Source organism: Mesorhizobium sp. M7A.F.Ca.CA.003.01.2.1, from assembly GCF_003998945.1.
GTDB classification, from domain to species: Bacteria; Pseudomonadota; Alphaproteobacteria; order Rhizobiales; family Rhizobiaceae; genus Mesorhizobium; species Mesorhizobium ciceri.
The window spans coordinates 1-5,113 of sequence record NZ_RZRA01000358.1; the positions used below are offsets into that span (position 1 = coordinate 1).

Consider the following 5,113-nt stretch of genomic DNA (forward strand, 5'->3'; position numbering starts at 1 on the left):
CGACATACACCAAACGAAACGAGTTGATGCAGTTACTGGCCCGGTGAAGCGCGTTTCATAAGCGAGCGCATCCGATTTGACTGGTCCGACAGCTTACGCGGCTTTGAAGTTCGGCCGCTAGGAGAAGATAAAGACTATGGCGACAAAGGAAAAGGAAGAGGTCGAAACCGAACGCGAAGGCGCCACCGATGGCCCTCTGCTCGACCTTTCCGATGATGCTGTCAAGAAGATGATCAAGGCCGCCAAGAAGCGCGGCTATGTCACCATGGACGAGCTGAATTCGGTGCTGCCCTCAGAGGAAGTGACCTCCGAGCAGATCGAGGACACGATGGCGATGCTGTCCGACATGGGCATCAACGTGGTCGAGGACGACGAGCAGGGCGAGGAGCCCGAGGCCGCCGACACCGCGGCCGATGCCGAGGAAGACGCCAACGAGCTGGCTGAGCAGACCGGCACCGCGGTTGCCGCCACCACCACCAAGAAAGAACCGACCGATCGCACCGACGATCCGGTGCGCATGTATCTGCGCGAGATGGGCTCGGTGGAGCTTTTGTCGCGCGAGGGCGAAATTGCCATCGCCAAACGCATCGAGGCCGGTCGCGAGACGATGATCGCGGGTCTGTGCGAAAGCCCGCTGACCTTCCAGGCCATCATCATCTGGCGCGACGAACTCAACGAATCCAAGATCCTGCTGCGTGAGATCATCGATCTCGAAGCCACCTATGCCGGCCCCGAGGCCAAGCAGGCGCCGGTGGTCGAGCGCGTCGAGGAAGCCAAGGTCGAGGACAAGCCGCGCCGTTCGCGCGACGACGAAGACGACATCACCAATGTCGGCGCCGATACGCGTGGGCTGACGGATGACGACGACGAAGACGAGGACGAAGCAAGCCTGTCGCTGGCCGCGATGGAAGCGGAACTCCGCCCGCAGGTGATGGAGACGCTCGACGTTATCGCCGACACCTACAAAAAGCTGCGCAAGCTGCAGGATCAGCAGGTCGAGAACCGTCTGGCCGCGGCCGGCACGCTGTCGCCCAGCCAGGATCGCCGGCTGAAGGAGCTGAAGGACCAGCTGATCAAGGCGGTGAAGTCGCTGTCGCTCAACACGGCGCGCATCGAGGCGCTGGTCGAGCAGCTCTACGACATCAACAAGCGCCTGGTGCAGAACGAAGGCAAGCTGCTCAGGCTCGCCGAAAGCTACGGCGTGCGTCGCGAAGAGTTCCTGAAGGAATATCAGGGTTCCGAGCTCGACCCGAACTGGACGCGCTCGATCGGCAACCTGACCTCGCGCGGCTGGAAGGAATTCACCAAGAACGAGAAGGATGCGATCAAGGACCTGCGCGCCGAGATCCAGAACCTCGCCACCGAAACGGCGATCTCGATCCTGGAATTCCGCAAGATCGTCAACCAGGTGCAGAAGGGCGAGCGCGAAGCGGCGATCGCCAAGAAGGAAATGGTCGAGGCCAATCTGCGCCTCGTCATCTCAATCGCCAAGAAATACACCAATCGCGGCCTGCAGTTCCTCGACCTGATCCAGGAAGGCAATATCGGCCTGATGAAGGCGGTCGACAAATTCGAATACCGCCGTGGTTACAAGTTCTCGACCTACGCGACATGGTGGATCCGGCAGGCGATCACGCGTTCGATCGCCGATCAGGCGCGCACCATCCGCATTCCGGTGCACATGATCGAAACGATCAACAAGATCGTGCGCACCTCGCGCCAGATGCTGCACGAGATCGGCCGCGAGCCGACGCCGGAAGAACTGGCCGAAAAGCTTGCCATGCCGCTCGAAAAGGTACGCAAGGTCTTGAAGATCGCCAAGGAGCCGATCTCGCTCGAAACGCCGGTCGGCGACGAGGAGGATTCGCATCTGGGCGATTTCATCGAGGACAAGATGGCGATCCTGCCGATCGACGCGGCGATCCAGGCCAATCTGCGCGAGACCACCACGCGCGTGCTGGCCTCGCTGACGCCGCGCGAGGAGCGCGTGCTCAGAATGCGCTTCGGTATCGGCATGAACACCGACCACACGCTGGAAGAAGTCGGCCAGCAGTTCTCGGTTACCCGCGAGCGTATCCGCCAGATCGAAGCCAAGGCGCTGCGCAAGCTCAAGCACCCGAGCAGGTCGCGCAAGCTGCGCAGTTTCCTGGATAGCTGAGACTTACCGATGCAAAGAGTTCAAGGGCGCCGATGGCGCCCTTTTTTGTTTGTGGGGCGCACTCTTGCGGGCCGGGCCCTTCGGGAGGATAATTTCGCTGTCGGATGCATTTCTGGGCGATAACCCGGATGCCCGCCCCGGCGAAGCCGCCGTGCTCCGTGGCCCCGGAGGGAGGTGTGCCATGACAAGCTACATCGTGCTGATGAACTGGACGGAGCAGGGTGCCAGAAACGTGCGCGAGTCACCGAAGCGGCTCGACGCCGCCAGAAAGCAGCTGGGAGACATGGGCGGATCGTTCAAGGCGTTCTACCTGACCATGGGCGAATACGACATGGTGGCGATGGTCGAAGCGCCCGACGACGCGGTGCTGGCGCGCTTCTCGCTGATGCTGGCGGCAGCCGGCAATGTCAGGACGCGGACGCTGAAGGCCTTTCCCGAATTGGCCTACCGCGAGATCGTCACCTCGCTCGGATAGAGCCTGTAGCGGAAGGGCCGGACCGGCTGGCCCGATACATTCTCCTTCGCGCGAGCGACCGAGCGACGTCTTGACGGCGCCCGATCGTTCGTGGTCCTTCAAGTTTGCGCTACCAACCAAATGCCGGAACTATGCTGACCGTCTGGTACAATACGCGCTGCCCGGTCTGCGATGCCGGGATCAGCAGGCAGAAGCGGCGGCTGATCGAAGCGGTCAAGGCTGGGCGGATCGAGTTCCGAGACATCAATCTTGAACCGGCAGCGCTAGCCGGATTTGGCGCGTCGCTTGAGGATATCCGCCGCCGGCTGCACGCCACCGATGCCGAGGGCCGACTGCTGGTCGGCGCCGATGTCGCCATCGCGGTATGGAAGGTCACGCCGGGCGAGGGCTGGTTGGCGACGCTGTTCGGCAATCCGGTTGCCTTGCCGCTGACACGCTTTGCCTACGATCGCTTTGCCGATCTTCTCTATGCCTGGAACCGGCGCAAGGGGCGCTGGTAGCCGAATTTATCGGTGGCCGCCGTTCGCAACGAAGCGGCCGAGACTGGAAAATCGAGCCCGCTGGTGCTGCATTCAGATACATCGTAAGATATATCTTGACTCCATCGATTGACTTGCCTAATTAAGATATATCGTACGATACAACTCAAGGAGCAATCAATGCACAAACACAATCATTTCGGGCGCGGTCATTTCGGCGAGCGCATGTTCATGCACATGGCCGGCAAATTCGGTGGCAGAGGGGGCGGCGGCTTTGGCCCGTTCGGCCACGGCGGCCGTGGTGGCGGGCGCGGCGGTCCGGGCGACATGTTCCGCGCCGGACGCATGCTGGCCGACGGCGACCTCAAGCTGATCACGCTGTCGCTGCTGGCCGAAGCGCCGCGTCACGGCTACGACATCATCAAGGCCCTGGAAGAGCGCACCAGCGGCATCTACAGCCCGAGCCCGGGCGTGGTCTACCCGACGCTGACCTTCCTGGAAGAGGCCGGCTATGCCGCCTCCGCCGCCGACGGTAACAAGAAGGTGTTTTCGATCACCGAGGCGGGCCAGGCGCATCTCGCCGACAACCGCGAGATGATCGACGGCGTGCTCGACCATCTCGAGCGCTTCGGCCGCAAAATGGCCAAGGCGCGCGACTGGTTCGGCTGGAACGACGAGAGCGAAGAGGGCGGGCGTCGTGGCGGCCGCGGGGATCGTTCGGAAGCGCGCGACGAATTCCGCGCAGTCCGTCACCGGCTGCGCGCGGCTCTGGGCGACTTCGTCGACGCCCCGGCCGACAAGCAGGCCGAGGCCATCGCCATCCTCGAAGCCGCCGCCGAGGCGCTGGAAGCGCTGTCGCACAAGTAAGCTCGTCCAGCCGACCGGACGCAGCCCTTGCCCGCTGGCCCAAGGACCGATAGTGAAATTCATCCCGCGTCACTCTACATGGTGCGGGATGAATGCTGTTGGAGGAAGTCCGATGTCTTTTCTGAAGCGTCTTTTCGGCGGTGGCGGCGGCGGAACCCAGACGGCTGAGCCGACGAGTGCAGCGCCAGCCAAGCAGGTCGAGCACAAGGGCTTTCTGATCAGCGCCACGCCCTACAAGGCCGATGGCCAGTACCAGACCTGCGGCGTCGTCTCCAAGGAGATCGACGGCGTGGTGAAGGAACACAAATTCATCCGCGCCGACCGCTTTGCCGGGCTCGATGACGCCGTCGACATCTCGATCAAGAAGGGCATCCAACTGGTCGACGAGCAGGGCGATCGGGTTTTTGGGTAAGGGCCGGACCATCGCCACACCGAGCGCCCCTTAGCCGCCCGGGCCTTGCGCCACGATAGACCTATCGCTCAGGGGTTGACGTGCGACCGCCAGCGGGTCAATTCGTCCTGGCGGGATCGATCGTCATCAGGCGTGCCCTTGCCTCGATCAGGTGCCTTTGCGCGGCCCTTATCCGGCTGCACAATGCCAGATTGAGGGCGACGCCACCTTCCTCATCCAGCAAGTCGTTCGCGCACTTCAAAGAGTGCTCAGCTCTCCTTATACGCAGTCTGGCTTTGGCCGCTTCCATGCTGTGAATTTCAATCATTGCGCCGCGTCCTTTGCGGTTCCGGTCCCTTCATGGACTAAACCGCTGATGATCGCATTGGTTCCGGCCCAGGGAATATGCCCGCGGCTTCGGCTATTTCGTTGTCGTGTTGAATTCACGGTTTGCCGTGTAATCGATCACGAAGGTACCCTCGGGAGCGCGAACGCCCTGCTTCACATTTGATATAGTCACCGTTGTGGTAAGTCCCTTCTCGTCGGTGAGGCTCCATCTGCGCAGATCGAGAGATTTACTGTCGAACACCATGGAGATGCTCGAATTGCCGAAGGTCGATCTGTCGGCCAGCTTGACGGTAACTTGGGCGCCATCGTCCCTGATGCTTTTCACGCGATTGCCGGAGAAGTCGACCTTATTGTCGAGCAGCAGCTTAAGCGGCGTCTTCGAGAGAGCATAAAGC

The 5,113-nt window shown here is 61.8% G+C and carries 7 protein-coding genes; 5 read left to right on the forward strand and 2 right to left on the reverse strand.

Annotation, left to right across the window (positions count from 1 at the left end):
- Positions 1 to 136 precede the first annotated feature (136 nt).
- The 5 genes from rpoD to EN969_RS15990 all read left to right on the forward strand — a co-directional run bounded on the left by rpoD (position 137) and on the right by EN969_RS15990 (position 4,391).
- A complete protein-coding gene (rpoD, locus tag EN969_RS15970; RefSeq protein WP_013530149.1) occupies positions 137 to 2,158 on the forward strand; it encodes an RNA polymerase sigma factor RpoD in 2,022 nt (673 codons plus the stop codon).
- A 181-nt stretch (positions 2,159 to 2,339) separates the two neighbouring features.
- Positions 2,340 to 2,633 (forward strand): GYD domain-containing protein, encoded by a 294-nt coding sequence (locus EN969_RS15975; RefSeq protein ID WP_063168777.1) that lies wholly within the window; start codon positions 2,340 to 2,342, stop codon positions 2,631 to 2,633.
- Positions 2,634 to 2,764: 131 nt separating this feature from the next.
- Positions 2,765 to 3,133: a DCC1-like thiol-disulfide oxidoreductase family protein gene (locus EN969_RS15980; protein WP_063168776.1), complete on the forward strand. Its 369-nt coding sequence runs from the start codon at positions 2,765 to 2,767 to the stop codon at positions 3,131 to 3,133.
- Positions 3,134 to 3,292: 159 nt separating this feature from the next.
- The gene (locus tag EN969_RS15985) at positions 3,293 to 3,979 is read left to right on the forward strand and encodes a PadR family transcriptional regulator (RefSeq protein WP_063168775.1); all 687 of its coding nucleotides are present in this window, start codon (positions 3,293 to 3,295) and stop codon (positions 3,977 to 3,979) included.
- Positions 3,980 to 4,091: 112 nt separating this feature from the next.
- Positions 4,092 to 4,391 carry an HlyU family transcriptional regulator gene (locus tag EN969_RS15990; RefSeq protein ID WP_024505488.1) on the forward strand — a complete coding sequence of 100 codons (300 nt, stop codon included), beginning with the start codon at positions 4,092 to 4,094 and terminating at the stop codon, positions 4,389 to 4,391.
- Between the two features lie 97 nt (positions 4,392 to 4,488).
- Here EN969_RS15990 and EN969_RS15995 read toward each other — a convergent pair whose 3' ends face one another.
- Positions 4,489 to 4,698 carry a hypothetical protein gene (locus EN969_RS15995; protein WP_013530154.1) on the reverse strand — a complete coding sequence of 70 codons (210 nt, stop codon included), beginning with the start codon at positions 4,696 to 4,698 and terminating at the stop codon, positions 4,489 to 4,491.
- A 93-nt stretch (positions 4,699 to 4,791) separates the two neighbouring features.
- The coding region (locus EN969_RS16000) for an outer-membrane lipoprotein carrier protein LolA (RefSeq protein ID WP_164758285.1) at positions 4,792 to 5,113 on the reverse strand (322 nt) is incomplete at its 5' end.